Here is a 1051-nt window from a genome sequence, read left to right as displayed (position 1 = left end):
GCCATGCCCGTCGCGGCGAGGGCAGCCGCCGCAAAGCCCAGCGCTGCGACGAAGCGCAGTGCCGTTGAGGGAGAGACCAGGAACAGGAGTCCGACGATGCCCAGCGCACCGACCCCGGCGCCGATCAGGTCGAAGGCATAGACGCGCCCGATCTCATCGGTATGGCGGCTGAAGGCAAGGCCGATACAGGTTGCACCAAAAAAGAACGGCAGGATCAGGAGAGCATAGCTGGCCGCGAGCCAACCGAGCTGGGCCGGATTCCAGACGATCTCCAGCGCGTTGAACGGCAGGCGCTCGGCACCGGCGAAGCTTACGACCGCCGTAATGCCGAACAGCGCGGCCGACGCTGCGAAGGCGGCCGGGTACCGTTTCAGCAGCGGGCGGCGGGTGAGGGCAACGAATGTACCGCTCGCGCCGAAGCCGAGGAGCGCGATGCTTATGATCATATAGGCAAATTGATGCCACTGAATGATCGAAAAGAGCCGCATCAGCAGCACTTCATGGGCAAGGGTTGCCGCCGATATGAGACCAACCGGCAGCAGACGCCCGGCTTTCATCGGGCCCCGCCTCCGCGCAGCGGCACAAAGCCCACCGGCAGCAACTGCCGGGTCGTGATGCTTCCATCCTGTCGCTTCTCGACCAGCATGAGAAACTGGGTCGCGAAGGGAGCTCCCACGGGGACGACCATCCGGCCGCCTTTGGCGAGCTGCTCGACCAGCGGCGGCGGGATGTGACTGGCAGCGGCAGTCACGACGATACCGTCGAAAGGCGCGTGCGCAGGCCAACCATAGTAACCGTCGCCCACCTTCACCTCGACATTGCCGTAGCGGAGCTCCGCGAGCCGGGCGGCCGCCCTTTCGCCCAGTTCCGGTATGATCTCGATCGAGTAAACCTTCGCTGCGCGCGGCGACAGGACGGCTGCCTGATAACCCGAGCCGGTGCCGACCTCCAGCACAACATCGCCAGGCCCGACGTTGATCAGGTCGGTCATCAGCGCGACGATGAAGGGCTGCGAGATGGTCTGACCGTATCCGATCGGCAGCGGCCGATC

At 65.1% G+C, this 1051-nt stretch carries 1 protein-coding gene and 1 pseudogene; both read right to left on the bottom strand.

Annotated features, from left to right (window positions below; all coding sequences use genetic code 11):
• A pseudogene (locus ILFOPFJJ_RS34635) lies at window positions 1–557 on the bottom strand (SAM-dependent methyltransferase); the annotation flags it as partial.
• A partial coding sequence (locus tag ILFOPFJJ_RS34630) for a protein-L-isoaspartate(D-aspartate) O-methyltransferase (protein WP_173514871.1) occupies window positions 554–1051 on the bottom strand: 498 nt, incomplete at its 5' end. The pseudogene ILFOPFJJ_RS34635 and the gene ILFOPFJJ_RS34630, both read right to left, overlap by 4 nt.

It is taken from the genome of Sinorhizobium psoraleae (genome assembly GCF_013283645.1).
GTDB lineage: Bacteria > Pseudomonadota > Alphaproteobacteria > Rhizobiales > Rhizobiaceae > Sinorhizobium > Sinorhizobium psoraleae.
The sequence above is the reverse complement of the archived record's forward strand: the minus strand, read 5'-3'. Positions and strand labels throughout refer to the sequence as shown.